Source organism: Streptomyces sp. NPDC104381, assembly GCF_055583745.1.
This window is the reverse complement of the sequence record NZ_JBVJNK010000002.1, coordinates 236,652-253,011: the sequence shown is the minus strand read 5'-3', so window position 1 is coordinate 253,011 and position 16,360 is coordinate 236,652. Positions and strand designations below refer to the sequence as shown.

Below are 16,360 nucleotides of genomic sequence, written 5' to 3'. Positions count from 1 at the left end.
ATGGGCAGATCAGGGGTGGTCCGGATAGGGTCGGGGCGGCGCGACTGCCTGTTCGAAAGCAAGGGATGCAAGGTGACGGACGGAGCAGCGATGGAGACCGCCCACGTGCTCGTGGCGGCTGACAAGTTCAAGGGATCGCTCACGGCCGTACAGGTCGCGGAGCGGGTGACGGCCGGGCTTCGGCGCGTCGTCCCCGGGGTGCGGGTCGAGACCCTGCCCGTCGCGGACGGCGGCGACGGCACGGTCGCGGCGGCGGTGGCCGCCGGGTTCGAGCGCCGCGAGGCGCGGGTCACCGGACCGCTGGGGACCCCGGTCACGGCGGCGTACGCGGTGCGGGACACCACCGCCGTGGTGGAGATGGCGGAGGCCTCGGGCCTCCAGCACCTGCCGGCGGGGGAGTTCGCCCCGCTCACGGCGACCACGTACGGCTCCGGGGAACTGCTGGCGGCGGCGCTCGACGCGGGCGCCCGGACGATCGTGTTCGGCGTCGGCGGCAGTGCCACGAACGACGGCGGCGCGGGCATGCTCGCCGCCCTCGGGGCGCGCTTCCTGGACGCCGACGGCAAGCCCGTCGGCCCCGGCGGCGCCGCGCTCGCCGCGCTGGCCGAGGCCGACCTGTCGGGGCTCGACCCCCGGCTCGCGGACGTCGACCTGATCCTGGCCAGCGACGTGGACAACCCGCTGACCGGCCCGAAGGGCGCCCCCGAGGTCTACGGGCGGCAGAAGGGCGCCACCGAGGACGACATCGCGGTCCTCGACGCGGCGCTCGCCCACTACGCGTCCGTGCTGGGACCCGAGACCGCCGAGCTGCCCGGAGCGGGCGCCGCCGGCGGCATCGGCTACGGCGCCCTGGTCGCGCTGGGCGCGCGCTTCCGCCCCGGGATCGACGTCATGCTCGATGTCCTCGGCTTCGCCCCCGCGCTGGCCCGGGCCACGCTCGTCGTCACCGGTGAGGGATCGCTCGACGAGCAGACCCTGCACGGCAAGGCCCCGGCGGGTGTCGCCGCCGCGGCACGCGCCGCGGGCGTGCGGACCGTCGCGGTGTGCGGACGTCTCGCCCTGCCGCCGGAGGCACTGGCCGACGCGGGCATCAGCCGGGCCTACGCCCTGACGGACCTGGAGCCGGACCCCGCCGTCTGCATGGCGCAGGCCGGACCCCTGCTGGAAGGCGCGGCCGAGGCGATCGCCCGCGACTTCCTGTCCTGACGCGCCGTCAGGAGGGGGTGTGGGGGATGCCCCGCACCCCCTCATGGCCGCGGCGCGGTCAGTCTGAACGCGTCCAGCGCCAGCGTCATCTCGATCAGTTCCCGAGGCCGCGCCAGCGACCGTGAGGTCAGCCGCTCCAGCCGCCGCAACCGGTTGAGCACGGTGTTGCGGTGGCAGTACAGCCGCCCCGCCGCCCGGCCCGCCGACCCCCCGCACTCCAGCCACGCCTCGAACGTCCGCAGCAGCAGCGTCCGGTCCGCCGGGGCCACCGCCAGCAGCGGGCCCAGGACGTCCTCGACCAGTCGCGCCGACAGCTGGGGCTGGCTCACCACCAGCGCCGCGGGCAGCCGCTCCTCCAGCCGTACGACCTCCGACGTGCCGGGCGGACAGGTCAGCAGCGCCACCTCGGCCAGCCGGCGGGCGGCCCCCAGCCCCGCCAGCCCTTCGGCCACCGGACCGATCCCGCCCGGGCCCCGGCACCACCGCGCCAGCAACGCGGCGAGCGCCGCCGGATCCCGGTCACCCAGAGCGACGACGAGGACCTCCCGGCCCCTCAGCCTCCGCAGGACGAACGGCAGACCGTCCGCCTCCAACGCCCCGGCCGCCGGCCCGCATCCGCCCGCCGTCAGCGCCGCCACCACGTAACGGCCCCGCTCCGGCAGACCGAGACCGCTCGCCGCGCGCGCCGCGAGCCCCGGGTCCGACCGGCCCTCCAGCAGGGCGTCGAGCAGCGCCCGGCCCCGCGCGCCACCGCGCCGCCGCATGTCCCCGCCGTTTTCCGCAGCCGGTCCGCTCATGGCTGGTGAGGATGCCACCGGCCGCACCGGGCACGACGGCGGACCACCCGCCGCTGTGCACCGGCACAACCCGCGCGCCCGAAGACTGGTCACCCGCAGCGATCGGGCCCGGGACCGTGGACGCACGCCGCGCCCGCTGCTGGTCTGTGGCACCACGACGACCAGTCGGAAGGAGGAGGACGCATGGCAACGCTCGAGATCCGCGAACTGTCCGTGGGCTACGGCCCGGTACGGGCACTGCGCGACGTCTCCTTCGACGTGCCGGCCGGCGCGATCACCGCCGTACTCGGCGGCAACGGCGCCGGCAAGACCACGCTGCTGCGGGCCGTGTCGCGGACCCTCGGCTTCCACCGCGGCACGGGCACGGGCACCATCCGCTTCGACGGCCGCCCCCTGGACGGGCTCCGCCCCGCCCAGGTGGTGGCGGCGGGAGTGATCCAGGTACCGGAAGGGCGGCAGGTGTTCGCCCGTATGACGGTGGCGGACAATCTGCGGGCGGGCGCACTCGGGGCGCGCGGCGGGCGCAAGGCCGCCGCCACGGCCCTCCGGCGGGTGCACGAACTGTTCCCCGTGCTCGCCGACCGCGCGCACCAGCGGGCCGGACTGCTGTCCGGCGGCGAGCAGCAGATGCTGGCGATGGGCCGCGCCCTGATGGCCGGACCCCGCCTGCTGCTGCTCGACGAGCCGTCCCTCGGACTCGCCCCGCTGATGGCGGCCCGGATCGCCGAGACCGTCCAGGAGATCAACGCGGGCGGCACCTCCGTCATGCTCGTCGAGCAGAACGCGGCCATCGCGCTGCGGCTCGCCTCCACCGCGTACGTCCTGGACGTCGGCGAGGTCGCCCTGCACGGCCCGGCCGGCGAACTCGCCGCCTCCGACGAGGTACGCCGGCGCTATCTCGGCGTCGTCGACGAGACGGCCGCCGAGGACGCGGCCCGGGCCGAGGACGTCACCCGCACCCTGAGCAGGTGGTCCGCGTGACGACCGCCCCGGCCCCGCTCACCGTGCGCGACGTGACCGTGCGCTTCGCCGGACTCACCGCCCTCGACGCGGTCTCCTTCACCGTCGAACCGGGCAGCGTGCACGCCGTCATCGGGCCCAACGGCGCGGGCAAGTCCACCACGTTCAACGTGCTCTCCGGCGTCTACCGCGCCACCTCGGGCAGCGTGCACCTGGGCGACACCGAACTCACCGGCCTCGCCCCGCACACCATCGCCGGCCACGGCGTCGCCCGCACCTTCCAGAACCTGGCCCTGCCCCCGCACGCCACCGTCGCCGAGAGCCTCATGCTCGGACGGCACCGGCTCACCCGCGCCGGGTTCCTGGCCTCCGGGCTGCGGCTCCCCTCCGCGACCCGGGAGGCCGCGCTCCATCGCGAACGGGTGCGGGAGATAGCCGAGTTCATCGGCCTGGACGAGGAACTCGACTTCCCCGCGGCGGCCCTCCCGTACGGGAAGCAGAAGCTCGTCGAGCTCGGCCGCGCCCTCTGCATGGAACCCGAGGTCCTCCTCCTGGACGAGCCCATCGCCGGCATGACCGCCGACGAGCGGCGGCGCACCGCCGCCGTCGTCGCCGGAGTGCGCGACAGCCTCGGCATCTCGATCGTCATGGTCGAACACGACATGGGGGTGGTGATGCGGCTCGCGGACGCCGTGACCGTCCTCGACTTCGGACGCAGGATCGCGGCCGGCACACCCGCCGAGGTGCAGAACGACCCGGCCGTCGTGCAGGCCTACCTGGGGGCACAGGAATGACCACCTTCATCGAACTCCTCCTCGGCGGCCTGTCCATCGGCTCGGTCTACGCACTGATCGCCCTGGGCTTCGTCGTCATCTTCAAGGCGACCGAGGTCGTCAACTTCGCCCATGCCTCGCTGCTCCTGGCCGGCGGTTACGTCACCGCCGTACTCCACGACGACATCGGCTTCTGGCCCGCGCTCGGCGTCGGGATCGCGGGCGCCGCCGTCGTCGGCTCGGCGGTCGAGTTCCTCGTCATGCGCCGCTACCGGGGCAGCGACCAGAGCGTCCTGGCCATCGTCACCATCGGCGTCGACATCCTCCTCACCATCGAACTCACCCGCCGCATGGGCACGGACGTCCTGTCGCTGGGCGACCCGTGGGGCGACGACGTCGTCACCGTCGGGGGCGTCACCCTCGCCGAGACCCGCATCGCGGCGTTCCTCGTCGCGGGACTGCTCATCACGGTGTTCCTGCTCGCCTTCCGCTTCACCTCGTGGGGCGTCTCCATGCGGGCCGCCGCCGAGAATCCGCGGACCGCCGCACTCATGGGCATCCGGCTCGGCCGGGTCTCGCTCTCCGCCTGGGCGGTCGCCGGGGCGCTCGCCGCCGTCGCCGCGCTCTTCCTCACCGTGTTCCCGACCCCCGGCCTGGAACGCGCCACCTCGCTCGCCGCGCTCAAGGCCTTCCCCGCCGCGATACTCGGCGGCCTGGACTCGACCACCGGGGCACTCGTCGGAGGGCTCGTCGTCGGAGTGACCGAGTCGCTCGCCACCGGCTACCAGAGCGACCTCTCCTTCCTCGGACGCGGCATCGGCGACCTCGCCCCGTACCTGGTGATGGTGGTCGTCCTGCTCGTCCGGCCGGCGGGACTCCTCGGCACGAAGGAGCTGTCCCGTGTCTGAAGCCATCAAGGACGTCACCCCGGCGGCAGCCCTCACCGGCCGGCTGCGCCGGCCCGCCCCCTACCTCTGGCTCACCTGCTCGGTGCTGCTCCTCCTCTTCCCCTTCTACCTGGACCGGTTCTGGCTCCAGGCCGGACTGTTCGCCATGGCCGCCGCGATCGGGGCCATCGGCCTCAACCTCCTCACCGGCTCCACCGGCCAGCTCTCCATGGGCCACGCCTTCTTCCTCGCGGTCGGCGCGTACGGCTACTGCGTCCTGGCGGGGGAGAGCGGTACGGAGAACGGCCACGCCCTCACCGGCCTCGGCCTGCCCACCTGGCTCGCGGCCGTCCTCGCCGTGCTCCTGGCGGGCGCGGCGGGCGGACTCTTCAGCCCCATCGCGGGGCGGCTGAGCGGCGCCTACCTCGGCATCGCCACACTCGCGCTGATCTTCATCGGCCAGCACGTGCTGTTCAACGCGGACTCGCTGACCGGCGGCTTCAACGGCCGCCCGGTGCCGCCCCTCTCGCTCTTCGGCCTCACCTTCGACGACACCGAGGTGGTCGTCGCCGCCGTGCCCTTCCACTCGTCCGAGAAGCTCTGGTACCTGGGTCTTGCGGCCCTGCTGGCCGGCGGTCTCTTCGCCCGCGGGGTGCTGCGCGGCAGGCCCGGCCGGGCGCTCAACGCCATCCGGGACCACCGGATCGCCGCCGGCGTGATGGGCGTCCCGGTCGCCAGGTACCGGGCCGGCGTCTTCGTCCTGTCCTCGATGTACGCGGGCCTCGCGGGCGTCCTGCTCGCCCTGGTCTTCCAGCGGACCGTACCCGAGTACTTCGGCATGATCCTGTCCCTCGAATACCTCGCCATGATCGTCATAGGCGGGCTCGGCAGCGTCGCGGGAGCCGTCATCGGCGCCGCGTTCGTCTCGCTGCTCCCGCAGGTGCTCACCCACTACAGCGACTCCCTCCCCCTGGTGTCCGCCCCCGGTACGGGCGGCGTCGCACCGGGCGAGGCGTCCCGCTATCTGTACGGCGCCGCGGTCGTCGCGGTCGTCCTGTTCCTGCCCGGCGGCCTTGCACGTCCGAAGAATCCAGGGGAGAAGAAGAAATGAAGCCACGTGTTGCCGGAGCCGTCGTCGCGGCTCTCACCCTCACCCTCACTCTCGCGGGATGCAGCGGGAAGGCGAAGTCCTCCGACGACGGCGCCGCGGACGGGAGCGGGGTGAAGACCGGGCAGGGCGTCACCGACTCGAAGATCACCCTCGGGGCGCTGACCGACATGACCGGGGTGTACGCCTCGCTCGGCAAGAGCGTCACCCAGGCCCAGCAGCTCTGGGTGAAGGAGACCAACAAGGCCGGCGGCATCTGCGACCGGAAGGTCGAACTGTCCGTCCGCGACCACGGATACGACCCGCAGAAGGCGATCAGCGCCTACACCGAGCTCGAACCGGAGGTGCTGGGCTTCACCCAGTTCATCGGCTCCCCGTTCGTCTCCGCCGTCGAGTCGCGCATCGACGGCCAGGACAAGGGCATCGTCCTGCCCCAGGCCTGGTCGGCGAACCTGGTCGGCTCCAAGTACGTCCGTGTCATCGGCGCCACGTACGACGTCGAGACGATCAACCTGATCGACTTCCTGCTCGACGGGAAGCGCATCGCCAAGGGCGACAAGATCGGGCACGTCTACTTCGAGGGCGACTACGGCGAGAACGCCCTGGCCGGCTCCAAGCACGCGGCGAAGGAGGCGGGCCTGACCGTCGTCGAGCAGAAGATCAAGCCGACCGACAACGACATGACCGCCCAGGTCTCCGCCCTCAAGCAGGCCGGCGTGAAGGCGGTCGTCATCAGCGCGGGACCGCGCCAGGCGGCCTCCCTGGTCGGCGTCGCCGCGGCCACCGGCTTCAAGGTCCCGGTCGTCGGCAACAACTCGGCGTACGCCCCGCAGCTCCTGGCGACCCAGGCGGGCGCGGCGCTGCAGAAGGACTACTACATCGGCGCCTCCACCCTGCCCATCGGGGACGCGGCGGAAGGCCCGGCGAAGCTCGCCGAGGCGTACGCGGCGCAGTACCCCGAGGACGGCCTCGACAACGGCGTCATCGCCGGGTACAACGCCGCGTCCGTGTTCGGCGAGGCGCTGAAGAAGGCCTGCGCGTCCAAGGACCTCACCCGCGAGGGTGTCGACAAGGCCCTGCTCACCGTCAAGGACTTCGGCGCCGACTTCGGGATCGCGCACGACTTCACCGACCCCGCGGCGCCCTCCACCCGGCAGACCGTCGTCATGAAGCCGGACGCCAAGACCCCGGGCGGCCTCAAGGTGGTCCGCCCGGCCGAGGTGGCCCCGGCCGCCGAGTCGTTCGCGCTCAAGCCCTGACCCTCCCCGCACAGCGACGGGCCCGGCCGTGGGGGCCGGGCCCGTCCGTGTGCGCGGTCAGCCGGTGTAGGCCTCCAGCTCGGACAACTGGCCCGCCGGCCAGCCGGTGTTGGCGGTGAACGTCAGCCGCAGATAGCGGACCGGCGTCCCGGTCAGTGTCACCGTCGCCGTGTTGCCGCTCGACGGGTCGAAGGTGTACCCGGCGGGCGACTTCAGCGTGTTGTACGCCGAGTTGTCGGTGCTGCCCGTGACGCCGACGGTCTGGGTGCGCTTCGCCCAGGCGGCGGCCGGGGGCAGCTTCAGCACCAGGCGCTTGACCGCCTTGGCGGCACCGAGGTCCACGGTGACGGACTGCGGGAACGCGTTGTTACGGCTCTCCCAGTAGCTGCTCGCGTTGCCGTCCACCACGTTGCCGGCGCCGTACACATCGGCGTGGCTCGTCTCGGTGACCGGACGCCCCTGAGCGAGGTTGCCCGTCTCCTCGGGCGGATCGGTCGGGTCCGTCGGATCGGTCGGATCCGTCGGGTCGGTGGGGCCGCCGCCGCCCGGGACCCCGCCGTTGGTCCACACCGGGTCGGGCCAGACACCGGTGCAGGCGGGCGGATCGGCGTACCACCCCGAGTTCCCGGCCCCCCGGGTGATCTGGAAGCCGCTGCCCACGCAGTTGTGGATCGGGTTGGACTGGGCGATGTGGGTGGCGACGACCTTCTCGAACGAGGCCGTGCCCGGGGCCTGGATCTGCAACGCGTACGTACCGGCACCGTCGATCTTGATGTTCTCGAAGTGCAGCCCGTTGCTCGCGCCCTCGATCAGATGGATCGCGGCGTAGGAGCTGTCCAGGATCTCGCTGTCGGTGATGTTGATGGTGGCGCCGCTGATCGGTTCGTTGAGCCCGCTGAACCAGATCGCGCCGACGCCGAAGCGCCAGTTGAAGTCGTTGTTCCCGGTACGGATCAGGGTGTTGCGGGCGGCGGTGTGCGTACCGGAGACAGCCGTGCCCTGGCCGGAGTTGACGCCCGGATAGCGGTTGGCGATGTGCAGCCCGCCGCCGTTGGTGACGGTGTCCGACATGACGTTGTCGGAGATCGTGATGTCCTTGCCGCCGTACGTCACGATGTTGTTGGCGAGGATCGGCAGGATCACCGTGTTGAAGGTGAACTTGTTCTTCACGTTCGGGACGTTCTCCGCCCACATGGCCAGACCGTCGTCCCCGGTGTTGCGGACGAAGGTGTTGGTCACCGTGGAGTTCGTGACGCCGTAGTGGAAGTTCACCCCGTCGGCCGTCTGGTCCAGGATGCGGCTGTTCCGGATGGTGAAGTCGTCCATCGGGCCGTCCATCCAGGCACCGCACTTGGTGTGCTGCATCCAGACGTTGTCGACGACCGAGTGGGACATGGCCCCGCCGATGGCGTTGACCTGGTCGTTGTCCACCCGCTCACGGATGTCGCCGATGATGGCGAAGTCCTTCAGCGTGACATTGCTGCTGCCGCCCTGCGCCGCGTACTTCCCGTACACGCCGACCGCCTTGCTGCGGTCCGTGGGGTGGCGTCCGGTCAGCACGCTGTACCAGGGTCCGGCGCCGCGCAGGGTCACCTTGTCGACGACGATGTGGTCCTGGACCTTGAACGTGCCCTGCGGGATGTACACCTCCTTGCCCTGGGAGCGTCCCGCGTCCACCGCGGCCTGGATCTTCGCGGTGGAGTCGGCGGCCCCCGTCGGGTCGGCGCCGAAGTCGCCCACCACGTCCAGCGCGCCGGAGGGCTTGCCGACCGGGGCGCCGACCTGCTCGAAGTCGGCCAGGTCGATGGTGAACGACGGTGAGCCGGCGGTGGAGGTGACCTGGAGCCTGACCTTCGTACCGGCCGCCAGGGTCGATCCGAACAGGGTCCGGGTCTCGTCGTAGAAGTGGTGCGGGTTGCTGTCGCCCGGGTTGTTGTTGAACGGGTAACCCCCGTAGTACCAGCCGTATTTCGAGGTCACCGGCACGCTCTTGAGCGAGGTGCCGCCGACCCGCAGGTCGAGCGAGGCGTCCCGGCCCGCCCCGGCCGCGTCGTCCGGCAGCGAGTAGCGGAAGGTCATGGCGTTCGCCGGGGCGGTGAGCGTGAACTCGACGTACTCACCGACGGCGTCGAGGGTCACCGCCTGTCGGCCGGACGCCTCGGACGGCAGGGCCCCGTACAGGCGGTCGGGGCCGATCAGGGTGCCGTTGGTGGCGGCGTACTCGGCTTCCTGTTCCTTGAACGGGACGGTGGCGCCCCGGCCGGATATCCCGACCGGCGACGGCGCGGGGACGGCGGCGGCCTGCGCGGGCGGAGCGCCGGCCAGCACCACCGCCGCGGCGGTGCCCGCGGCGACGAGTGCGAGGGAGAGGGAGGCGGACAGGGAGCGTCTGAGCAGACGTGGTCCAGCGAGTGGTGGGGTCACGTGTGGGTCGTCCTTGCGGCTCGTGGGGCTCTTCGGACGTCCCACAGGCTAGGAGCATCGCCGTAAAGAAGTCCACGGTGCTGCGCAAGATTTCGTCTTCATCGCTCAAATAAGTGACTCAGCGGCGGGAATGCCGAGCGTCCCGGGAGGGCATACGTCTTCAAGAGGTGAAGCTTGTCATGCCCATTGACAGGCGTTCCGTCGCGCTGGCTTCATGTGACCAACGGAATGGGAGCGCTCCCACCTCCGCTGCCCGCCTCACCCCCATGAAAGGCGACAACGGATGAAGCCACGGATGAGAAAACGGCTGGCCAGGGCGACGGCCGCCGCCGTCACCGCGACCGCCCTCCTGATGACGCTGTCCGGCACGGGCTCCGCGCAGGCCGCGGGGGCGCCGGACGGCCCCCGGGCGGCCCGCGCCGAGTCCGCGACGGCACCCGCCGCCGGCACCGGCACGGACTGGCTGCACACCGAGGGCAACCGGATCGTCGACGACCGGGGCGACCGGGTCTGGCTCACCGGTGCCAACTGGTTCGGCTTCAACGCGACCGAGCGGGTCTTCCACGGCCTGTGGTCCGCCAACCTGGACACGGTCACCCGGCAGATGGCGGAGCGCGGCATCAACATCGTCCGGGTGCCGATCTCCACCCAGCTCCTGCTGGAGTGGAAGGACGGCCGGGCGGCGCCCTCCAGCGCCGTCAACACCTGGGCCAACCCGGAGTTGGAGGGGCTCACGACCCTCGGGGTCTTCGACGCCTTCCTGGGGGTGGCGGAGAAGTACGGCATCAAGGTGATGCTCGACGTCCACAGCGCGGAGGCCGACAACTCCGGCCACATCCACCCCGTGTGGTGGAAAGGCACGATCACCACCGAGCAGTTCTACTCCGCCTGGGAATGGGTGACCGCCCGCTACAGGGAGAACGACACCCTGGTGGCGATGGACGTCAAGAACGAGCCCCACGGCAAGCAGTCCGACAGCCCGCGGGCCAAGTGGGACGGCTCCACCGACCAGGACAACTTCAAGTACACCTGCGAGACCGCCGGGAAACGCATCCTCGCGATCAACCCGCACGTCCTCGTCATGTGCGAGGGCATCGAGATCTACCCCAAGGACGGGACCGACTGGTCCTCCACCTCGGCGGCCGACTACCACGGCATGTGGTGGGGCGGGAACCTGCGCGGGGCGAAGGACCACCCGGTCGACCTCGGCGCGCAGCAGGACCAGCTCGTCTACTCCCCGCACGACTACGGGCCACTGGTGTACCAGCAGCCCTGGTTCGAGGGGGAGTGGGACCGCACCACGCTGGAGCGCGACGTCTGGGACCCCAACTGGCTCTACCTGCACAAGGACGGCACCGCGCCGCTCTTCGTCGGGGAGTGGGGCGGTCACCTCGACGGCGGCCCGAACCAGAAGTGGATGACCGCCCTGCGCGATCTGATGGTGGAGAACGGCATCCACCACACCTTCTGGTGCCTGAATCCCAACTCCGGTGACACCGGGGGCCTGCTGGGCTACGACTGGGCGACCTGGGACGAGGCCAAGTACGCCGTGCTCAAGCCCGCCCTCTGGCAGTCCGGCGGGAAGTTCGTCGGCCTCGACCACGAGGTCCGGCTCGGCGGCGAGGGCAGCACCACCGGCATCAGCCTGAACGACCTGTACGGCGGCTGATCCCGAGCCCCGGGACCACCGCCCCCCGACCGCCCTGGGGCGCCGATGACACCCCACCGCCTCGGCGCCCCAGGGCTCTCCACCCTCCCCGGACCCCGGCCCGTCCTCAGCCGTCCGTCAGCAGCGCGTTGATGAGCAGCAGCGCGATGTCGTCGGTGCCGGGCGTGGCCCGCTTCGCGTACCGCACCAGCGCGCCGGCGACGGACTCCATGTCCTGGTCGAGCGCGAGGGCGAAGTTCGCGGCCAGCTCGGCGGCGGCGTCGTCGAAGTCCACGCCCGGAGCCTCCACCAGCCCGTCGGTGTACAGGGCGAGCGCCGCGCCCGGCGGCAGCGGCACCTCGGCCGTCGGGTAGGAGGACGCGGGGTCGATGCCGAGGAGGAGCCCGGGCGGCAGCTTGAGGACGTCGGTCTGCCCGTCCGGCTGCCGCAGCAGCGGGGCCGGATGCCCGGCGGTGGCCAGGCGGGCGACGTGCCGGGCGAGGTCGAGATGGATGTAGAGGCAGCTGGTGAACAGGCCCGGGTCGAGATCGGTGAGCAGACGGTTGGTACGCGCGAGCACCTCGTCGGGCGGCGCGCCCGCGGAGGCGTGCACGGCGGTACGGACCTGCCCCATGAGCGCGGCGGCGTTCTCGTTGTGGCCCTGTACGTCGCCGATGGCCGCGGCGGCCGTCGTGTCGTCGAGCCGGATCAGGTCGTAGAAGTCGCCGCCGATGCCCATGCCCCGGGTGGAGGGCAGGTAGCGGGCCGCCACGTCCAGGCCGGGGATCCTGGGCAGGCTGTGGGGCAGCAGGTGGGCCTGCAGGCTGTGCGCGAGCCGGTCCTTGGTGTCGTAGAGGCGGGCGCGGTCCAGGGCCTGGGCGAGCAGCCCCGCGATCGAGGTCAGCAGGGCGCGTTCCTCGGCCTCGAAGGGGTGCGGCCGGTCGTAGGCGAGGACCAGCGAGCCCACCGGGTGCCCCGACACGATCAGCGGGAGGAAGGCGCAGGCCTCCACCGCGTTGCGCAGGCCCGCCGAGGGGTAGGCGCGCTCCAGCTCGGAGAAGGTGGAGTAGAAGTCGGGGATGCCCGTCGTCAGCACGTGCGCGGCAGGCGTGGGCGAGGTCAGGGGAGCGCCGTCGAAGCGGTCCATGAGTGCGGGATGGGTTCCGCGGCGTCCGTCGATCCGCAGCCGCCCCTCGACGGACGTCATCAGGATGAGCGTCTGGACGCGGAAGGCCGGCATCAGCTGGTCGCCCGCCAGGCCGATCACGTCCTGGGTGCCGACGGCCTCGGTGAGCGTCGCCGCCAGGTGCATCAGGTGGTACAGCGCGGTGGCCCGGCTGGGTGCGGCGGAGTCGTTGGGCAGGGAGGGCGCCGGGACGTCCTGCGGGCCCGGCCGCGCGGTGGGCACGATCCGGACGTTGATGCCGGTGGAGCTGGGGAACAGGTGGAAGGACAGCCAGCGGTCCGGTGGCCGCACCACGGTGAAGGACGTCCGCTGACGGCCGATGACCGCTGCCCGGTAGTGGTCCTCGACGGCGGGGTTGTCCAGCCAGGGCAGCGACTCCCAGGGCAGGGTGCCCAGGATGTCCTCGGCCCGCGTCCCCAGCAGATCGGCGGCGGCGGCGTCGAGGAAGACCACCCTTCCCTCGATCGACAGCGCGCAGCTCCCGCCCGGCAGCCGCCGCACGAACTCCGCGATGATCCTGGCCTCGTCCGGCCCGGGGGTGGGCGGCTCCGGCGGCGGCAGCACGTGCGGCTGGGCGCCGGGCGAGATCGGATAGCCGCTGCTCTCGGCCTGCTGGAGGAGCATGCCGATGCCGTGGCAGCCCCTGACGACGGCCTCCCGCTCCTCGGGTGCCAGCTGAGGGGGGTGGGAGCCGGGCCACAGCAGCACCAGCCCGCCCCGGTCGACGGTGCCGGTGCGGATCGGGGCGGCGCCCAGCGCGAACCGGTACGGCAGGACGAGGGCCGGACGCGGATACCGCAGGGCCAGCTCCTCCTGGCTGCCGAGCCAGATCAGGCACCTCAGGCGTACGGCGTCGGCCACCGGGATCGGGGCGGACAGCGGCACCCGGGTCCACGGCACGGCCAGCTGGCCGGGCACCCCCGACAGCACCGTCAGGTGCAGGGTGGTGTCGTCCTGGGGGAGCAGGTACAGCATCGCCACGGACGCGCCGGTCTCCTGCACGACGTGCGTCACGGCACTGCCGAGCGACTCCGTGCCCGAACCCGTGGCGGCGACAGAGGCTGCGTGGTCCTGCATGCTCCCCAGCGTCCCCCGTGAGGCGCGGCCGCGCACCCGCTGCCGCATCGGGTACGTACGTACTCGCCGCCGGCTGCGGACGGCCCGGCCACCGCACGCGCGAGGGCCCCGGATGCCGGGGAGCATCCGGGGCCCTCGTCGTACCGTGTACCGCGTGCTTACGGGAGCTGCGCCGCCCGGGCCTCGCGCCGGTTGTCACGGAAGGTGTTCACCCGCCGTGCCGTGGCGAAGAGCGGGATCACCGCCCCCAGGACGACCTGCAGCGCGCAGCCGGTCTGGAGGAGCAGCTGGCCGCCGGGGGCGTCGAACGCCCATGCGGCGAGGAGCCCCATCGCGGCCACGATCCAGCTGAGCATCGCCACCGCGAGGACACCCCGCGGCTTCGGGTACTCGACCCGGCTGACCATCAGCCACGCCACTCCGATGATCGCGAGCAGCGTCGGCACGAAGGGCAGCTCCAGCAGCACGATCGAGACGACCGTGAGCGCTCCGAAGGGGCTCGGCATGCCCTGGAACATGCCGTCCTTCAAGGTCACGCACGAGAACCGCGCAAGCCTGAGCACCACCGCCAGCAGCACCACGATCGCCGCGAGCGCCGACACCCGCTGGTGCGCGTCGTCCGCGACCATCCCGTACACCAGGACGAAGTACGCCGGTGCGAGGCCGAAGCTGATCAGGTCCGAGAGGTTGTCCAGCTCCGCGCCCATCGGCGAGGAGCGCAGCTTGCGCGCCACGAGCCCGTCGAACAGGTCGAAGACGGCCGCCATGAGCATGAGGATCACCGCGGTCGCCGCGGAGTGCCTGGCCATGCCCGACTCGTCGCTGCCCGTGAGGTGCGGGATGAGGATCCCGGTGGTGGTGAAGTACACCGCCATGAAACCGCACGTGGCGTTACCGAGGGTGAGCGTGTCCGCTATCGACAGCCGCATCGAGAGCGGCATGTCCTCGGCGTCGTCCTGCTCCTCCGCCTCGGGCACCCAGCTCGCCTGGGTATCAGGATCAATCACGGTCAATTCGAGTCACCCCCGCGGTCGTGGCCTGGCCGACCTCGACCGCGACATCGACACCTTCCGGAAGGTAGATGTCCACGCGCGAGCCGAAGCGGATCAGACCGATGCGTTCGCCCTGCTCCACCTTCGTGCCCTGCGGGATGTAGGGCACGATACGACGGGCGACCGCTCCCGCGATCTGCACCATCTCGATGTCGCCGAGCTCGGTGTCGAAGTGCCAGACAACGCGCTCGTTGTTCTCGCTCTCCTTGTTGAACGCCGGGACGAACCCACCCGGGATGTGCTCCACGGAGGTCACGGTGCCGGCCAGCGGAGCCCGGTTGACGTGAACGTTCAGCGGGCTCATGAAGATCGCGACGCGGGTGCGCCCGTCCTTCCACGGCATGATGCTCTGCACCACGCCGTCGGCCGGCGAGATGACGCGGCCCTGGGTGATCTCGCGCTCGGGGTCGCGGAAGAACCACAGCATGCCCGCCGCGAGCGCGGTGGTGGGCACGGCCACGGCCGCCCAGCGTCCGGACCTGCGGGCCCGGGCGAGGCTGAGGGCGGCGGTGGCGACGGTCGGGAGGAGCCACGGCGATGCTCCGCGCGCAAGGCGGACCCCGCCGCGGGATGCAGAGATTTGGCTGTCGGGCATGGATGACCTTCGTAGCGGATGATGCCGCGCTGGCAACGGGGGGACGGCGGCTTTCCGGCGATGCTATCGGGTGCGAGCGGCAACTGGGCAAGCCAGCAGCCGAGTCGGACAGCTGAAAGGCTCCCGACGGGGTTGACCGGGTGTGATGTTCTTCGCCACCAAATCACCTCGTAAGGGACATATCAGCCCTGGAACCGGTACTCCTCGAGCAGCCGGCGACCGATGATCATTTTCTGGATCTCGGCGGTACCTTCACCGATCAGCAGCATCGGAGCCTCACGGTAGAGGCGCTCGATCTCGTACTCCTTGGAGAAGCCGTAACCGCCGTGGATACGGAAGGCGTCCTCGACGACTTCCTTGCAGTACTCGGAGGCGAGGTACTTCGCCATCCCTGCCTCCAGGTCGTTCCGCTCCCCGGAGTCCTTTTTGCGGGCCGCATTCACCATCATCGCATGGGCCGCTTCGACCTTGGTGCCCATTTCGGCCAGTTTGAACTGGATCGCCTGGTGCTGAGCGATGGGCTTTCCGAAGGTCTGACGCTGCTGGGCGTACGACACGCCCAGCTCGAATGCACGTTGTGCGACGCCACAGCCACGCGCGGCGACATTTACGCGCCCCACCTCCACGCCGTCCATCATTTGGTAAAAACCTCGGCCGGTGGTGCCGCCCAGCACACGATTGGCCGGAATGCGCAGTCCGTCCATGATGAGCTCGGTCGTGTCGACGCCCTTGTAGCCCATCTTGTCGATCTTCCCGGGGATGGTGAGACCGGGGCGGACCTCTCCGAAACCGGCCTCCTTCTCCACGAGGAAAGTCGTCATCGACTTGTGCGGCGCCGTGCCCTCGGGGTGTCCTTCGTCACTCCTGCACAGAACCGCGACGAGTGTGGAGGATCCGCCGTTCGTCAGCCACATCTTCTGGCCGTTCAGGACGTACTCGTCGCCGTCCTTGACGCCCTTGGACGAGATGGCGGAGACATCGGAGCCCAGCGCCGGCTCGGACATCGAGAACGCGCCCCGGACCTCACCCAGCGCCATCCGCGGGAGGAACGTGTCCTTCTGCTCCTGGGTGCCGTGCTGCTTCAGCATGTAGGCCACGATGAAATGCGTGTTGATGATGCCCGACACGCTCATCCAGCCACGGGCGATCTCCTCCACGCACAGCGCGTACGTGAGGAGCGACTCGCCCAGACCGCCGTACTCCTCCGGGATCATCAGTCCGAACAGGCCGAGTTCCTTGAGCCCTTCGACGATGTCCGACGGATATTCGTCGCGGTGCTCCAGCTGGGTCGCGACAGGAATGATCTCCTTGTCCACGAAATCCCGCACCGTGGAGAGAATTTCCTGCTGGACGTCCGTCAGACCGGCGGTCTGTGCGAGTCGGCTCAT

General features: G+C 71.1%; 13 protein-coding genes. 7 read left to right on the top strand and 6 right to left on the bottom strand.

Annotated elements, in window-relative coordinates; all coding sequences use genetic code 11:
• Nucleotides 1–90: 90 nt before the first annotated feature.
• The gene (locus ACZ607_RS06130; RefSeq protein WP_469733404.1) at nt 91–1,206 is read left to right on the top strand and encodes a glycerate kinase; all 1,116 of its coding nucleotides are present in this window, start codon (nt 91–93) and stop codon (nt 1,204–1,206) included.
• A gap of 41 nt (nt 1,207–1,247) precedes the next feature.
• Here the strand turns inward: ACZ607_RS06130 and ACZ607_RS06125 are convergent, their stop codons facing one another.
• Nucleotides 1,248–2,003, bottom strand: a complete 756-nt coding sequence (locus tag ACZ607_RS06125; RefSeq protein ID WP_469732235.1) for a PucR family transcriptional regulator — start codon at nt 2,001–2,003, stop codon at nt 1,248–1,250.
• Nucleotides 2,004–2,186: 183 nt separating this feature from the next.
• Between ACZ607_RS06125 and ACZ607_RS06120 the strand changes: the two genes are divergently transcribed.
• The 5 genes from ACZ607_RS06120 to ACZ607_RS06100 are packed head-to-tail and all read left to right on the top strand — an operon-like array spanning nt 2,187 to nt 6,990.
• A complete protein-coding gene (locus ACZ607_RS06120) occupies nt 2,187–2,984 on the top strand; it encodes an ABC transporter ATP-binding protein (RefSeq protein WP_469732233.1) in 798 nt (265 codons plus the stop codon).
• Nucleotides 2,972–3,757 (top strand): ABC transporter ATP-binding protein, encoded by a 786-nt coding sequence (locus ACZ607_RS06115; RefSeq protein WP_469732231.1) that lies wholly within the window; start codon nt 2,972–2,974, stop codon nt 3,755–3,757. The genes ACZ607_RS06120 and ACZ607_RS06115 overlap by 13 nt, the downstream gene beginning before the upstream one ends.
• Nucleotides 3,754–4,644, top strand: a complete 891-nt coding sequence (locus ACZ607_RS06110) for a branched-chain amino acid ABC transporter permease (protein ID WP_469732230.1) — start codon at nt 3,754–3,756, stop codon at nt 4,642–4,644. Before ACZ607_RS06115 ends, ACZ607_RS06110 begins: the two co-directional genes overlap by 4 nt.
• Nucleotides 4,637–5,734, top strand: a complete 1,098-nt coding sequence (locus tag ACZ607_RS06105) for a branched-chain amino acid ABC transporter permease (RefSeq protein ID WP_469732228.1) — start codon at nt 4,637–4,639, stop codon at nt 5,732–5,734. Before ACZ607_RS06110 ends, ACZ607_RS06105 begins: the two co-directional genes overlap by 8 nt.
• Nucleotides 5,731–6,990, top strand: a complete 1,260-nt coding sequence (locus ACZ607_RS06100) for an ABC transporter substrate-binding protein (RefSeq protein WP_469732227.1) — start codon at nt 5,731–5,733, stop codon at nt 6,988–6,990. The genes ACZ607_RS06105 and ACZ607_RS06100 overlap by 4 nt, the downstream gene beginning before the upstream one ends.
• 57 nt (nt 6,991–7,047) lie before the next feature.
• On the opposite strand, the gene ACZ607_RS06095 is transcribed toward ACZ607_RS06100, so the two are convergent.
• On the bottom strand, nt 7,048–9,414 hold the full coding sequence (locus ACZ607_RS06095; protein WP_469732225.1) for a galactose-binding domain-containing protein: 2,367 nt from the start codon (nt 9,412–9,414) through the stop codon (nt 7,048–7,050).
• Nucleotides 9,415–9,709: 295 nt separating this feature from the next.
• On the opposite strand from ACZ607_RS06095, the gene ACZ607_RS06090 reads away from it, so the two are divergent.
• Nucleotides 9,710–11,083 carry a glycoside hydrolase family 5 protein gene (locus ACZ607_RS06090; protein ID WP_469732223.1) on the top strand — a complete coding sequence of 458 codons (1,374 nt, stop codon included), beginning with the start codon at nt 9,710–9,712 and terminating at the stop codon, nt 11,081–11,083.
• 106 nt (nt 11,084–11,189) lie between these two features.
• Here ACZ607_RS06090 and ACZ607_RS06085 read toward each other — a convergent pair whose 3' ends face one another.
• The 4 genes from ACZ607_RS06085 to ACZ607_RS06070 form a co-directional block, all read right to left on the bottom strand.
• The gene (locus ACZ607_RS06085) at nt 11,190–13,325 is read right to left on the bottom strand and encodes a SpoIIE family protein phosphatase (protein ID WP_469732221.1); all 2,136 of its coding nucleotides are present in this window, start codon (nt 13,323–13,325) and stop codon (nt 11,190–11,192) included.
• Between the two features lie 158 nt (nt 13,326–13,483).
• Nucleotides 13,484–14,302 carry a CDP-diacylglycerol--serine O-phosphatidyltransferase gene (pssA, locus tag ACZ607_RS06080; RefSeq protein WP_014049394.1) on the bottom strand — a complete coding sequence of 273 codons (819 nt, stop codon included), beginning with the start codon at nt 14,300–14,302 and terminating at the stop codon, nt 13,484–13,486.
• Nucleotides 14,303–14,324: 22 nt separating this feature from the next.
• Nucleotides 14,325–14,972, bottom strand: a complete 648-nt coding sequence (locus ACZ607_RS06075) for a phosphatidylserine decarboxylase (protein WP_362544658.1) — start codon at nt 14,970–14,972, stop codon at nt 14,325–14,327.
• A gap of 182 nt (nt 14,973–15,154) precedes the next feature.
• Nucleotides 15,155–16,360 carry an acyl-CoA dehydrogenase family protein gene (locus ACZ607_RS06070; RefSeq protein ID WP_469732219.1) on the bottom strand — a complete coding sequence of 402 codons (1,206 nt, stop codon included), beginning with the start codon at nt 16,358–16,360 and terminating at the stop codon, nt 15,155–15,157.

Excerpts from the sequence above, each read along its gene's own strand:
- ACZ607_RS06130 (WP_469733404.1), top strand. The coding sequence starts at position 91 with ATGGAGACCGCCCACGTGCTCGTGGCGGCTGACAAGTTCAAGGGATCG.
- ACZ607_RS06125 (WP_469732235.1), bottom strand. The coding sequence starts at position 2,003 with ATGAGCGGACCGGCTGCGGAAAACGGCGGGGACATGCGGCGGCGCGGT.
- ACZ607_RS06120 (WP_469732233.1), top strand. The coding sequence starts at position 2,187 with ATGGCAACGCTCGAGATCCGCGAACTGTCCGTGGGCTACGGCCCGGTA.
- ACZ607_RS06110 (WP_469732230.1), top strand. The coding sequence starts at position 3,754 with ATGACCACCTTCATCGAACTCCTCCTCGGCGGCCTGTCCATCGGCTCG.
- ACZ607_RS06100 (WP_469732227.1), top strand. The coding sequence starts at position 5,731 with ATGAAGCCACGTGTTGCCGGAGCCGTCGTCGCGGCTCTCACCCTCACC.
- ACZ607_RS06090 (WP_469732223.1), top strand. The coding sequence starts at position 9,710 with ATGAGAAAACGGCTGGCCAGGGCGACGGCCGCCGCCGTCACCGCGACC.
- ACZ607_RS06085 (WP_469732221.1), bottom strand. The coding sequence starts at position 13,325 with ATGCAGGACCACGCAGCCTCTGTCGCCGCCACGGGTTCGGGCACGGAG.
- ACZ607_RS06075 (WP_362544658.1), bottom strand. The coding sequence starts at position 14,972 with ATGCCCGACAGCCAAATCTCTGCATCCCGCGGCGGGGTCCGCCTTGCG.
- ACZ607_RS06070 (WP_469732219.1), bottom strand. The coding sequence starts at position 16,360 with ATGAGCCGACTCGCACAGACCGCCGGTCTGACGGACGTCCAGCAGGAA.